The 2,156-nt window shown below is 47.9% G+C and carries 1 protein-coding gene; it reads right to left on the reverse strand.

What is annotated here, in order from left to right:
* Positions 1 to 651 precede the first annotated feature (651 nt).
* The gene (locus tag QM529_07745) at positions 652 to 1,959 is read right to left on the reverse strand and encodes a hypothetical protein (GenBank protein ID MDI9314547.1); all 1,308 of its coding nucleotides are present in this window, start codon (positions 1,957 to 1,959) and stop codon (positions 652 to 654) included.
* Positions 1,960 to 2,156: the final 197 nt, after the last annotated feature.

Below are 2,156 nucleotides of genomic sequence, written 5' to 3' on the forward strand. Positions count from 1 at the left end.
TGCAATAATAGCATTAGACTTCGCGACCCTACACCATCAAAACGAATTATTCAAGTGTAACAAGATATTCGCGCTGTGACGGCCTGCCTCCCTTGCTCAAGTCGCTGGGGGGCTTTGGCGGAATTTTTTCTTAGACGCCGCTCTCCTCTCTATCCGTCATCCTTGAAACCCGCGCGGATAGCGCGGGTTATCGAGGAACCATTCCCTGGACGGCATGGGTCGCTATCAGGTTATTGCCTTGCTTTATTTTTGCTTAAAGATAGCTAAATGTTTTTTTGTGAATCCGCCGAGGCCAGGGAATGGTTTCCTGATAATCGCTCCGCGATTTCAGGAATGACGGGTAGAGAGAGTCCAAACGGCGGCGCGGGTTAGAAAAATTTTCGAGAATGACGGACGGTGGGGTGTTAAAAAAACGGCGGAGAAGAAGGCGATGCCACAAAGCCTCCATTGCTTTAGCAAGGGAGGGATAAAAACAGGGAGCGTCAGCGACTATGTTTTTTGGGTGGGTTCGCCAACGATATTTTAAATTCTTATGGGTTTTTTTATATATAAATCTTACACGAACCCCCCTGGTTAAAAATTGCTTTGCAATTTTTAACTCCCCCCTTGCTGAAGCAATGGGGGCTTTGGTGCAATCTTCTAAATCAGTCGTTAAAAATTGATGCCGAGGCCCGCGCCGATGAAGAGGGCGAGGGGGCCGGCTTTGCTGGTGTAGGTTATTGCGCCGCTTGAGGCTGAGCCACTGACCGCACCCTCGCTACCGAAATAACGCACGTCCAACAATCCGTGGATATATTTAACATTGATGTCGAAATGGAGCAGGTTGTTGTCATATTCCAACGCAACCTGTGGTGCCAACACAAAACCGGCATCGTCCTTCGCCGAACCGCCCGATGATGCCGCCGCTGGGGTTGGGGTTGGGGTTGGCGCAGTATTATTTTCATAAACAACGCCGGCTGTAACAAGCGCGTTTTGTTGAGTGGCAGTCAATTTGCCCCATGTGTCGGCATTCATTACAACCGCCGTGCCCAATTGAAAATGAATAACGGTAATAGCGTTACTAATCAAGGCAGTAACGCCGGCGGGCGTTGCGTTAGCACCCAAAGCTTTGCTCCACACGCTATAGGCTATCCCCAATGAGGAGGATACCGCACCAGCCACTTTTATCTTTCCATTATTAATCGCGGTGACAATTTGGTCGTCGGTAAAACCCTCCACCTTAGCGTCCCCTACCAGTAACTTACAAATCTTACTTTCTGCGCCATAATTGCTATCGGTAAATAATATATTGATATTAAATTTTCCGCCGGAGGTTGCGCAATCCCCAGTAAGGTCATTTTCTAAACCAAAATCACTCGGCGTCACATTCTCGTCATTAACATAGTAAGCCGCCCCGCCCGCCACTTTCGTGCCGTTTGCTTTGGCGTTGCCGGTTGGGTCAACTTGTCTTGCCCAATTTACGTCTGACAGGCTGAAACCAACCCCCAACCCAACCCGCAAACCCCAATTGTCGGCGGAATCCAATTTAAATCGGTAACTTGGGGTAATGGTCATTACGTGATACGGCGCGTCGTAATTAAATTGCGTCGTCGAATCATTCGTGCCCAAACCAGTCCATTTGTGGTTAAAACCCAAATAATCCGCCGACAGGCCAAATCCGGTTTTACTCGTCCAACCAAGAGATACGCCGTAACCGACACCGCCGGTCGCGGTCGATTTATTGTCGCCCGGATTTGACCCGCCGGTTTTTGACCAATCGCCGGCGAAGCTGTAAACATAACCGACATCGGCCTTTAACAATAATTTTCCCGCCACCGCATTGGCAAGCAATGGGCCGTTTGCACCCGTGCCTGAATTGGACGATTTCGCGGTTTGCGCATTGGCAAGGTTGGCGTGGGTTGCGCCCGTCAAGATGGTGGTCAGCAATAAAACCGATGTATTTAACAGGTTGTTTTTCATATATTTTTTTATGGTTTTAATCTTTCCCGATATCATCGTTATAAAAATAGAAAATTCGCTTAATGCTATTTCTAGTTGCTTTTTTACCAGTGTCTCCCCGCCCCTGTCAAGCCTTGTTATGCAATGTTGCATAAATTATTTTATAATTATATTGTCAAAAAATAATCGTAGGAATCCTTGATGCCGTCGCGCAAGGA

The sequence above is a fragment of the Hydrotalea sp. genome (genome assembly GCA_030054115.1).
GTDB lineage: Bacteria > Pseudomonadota > Alphaproteobacteria > JASGCL01 > JASGCL01 > JASGCL01.

Coding starts and splice junctions, on each gene's coding strand:
- QM529_07745 (MDI9314547.1), bottom strand. CDS start 1,959: ATGAAAAACAACCTGTTAAATACATCGGTTTTATTGCTGACCACCATC.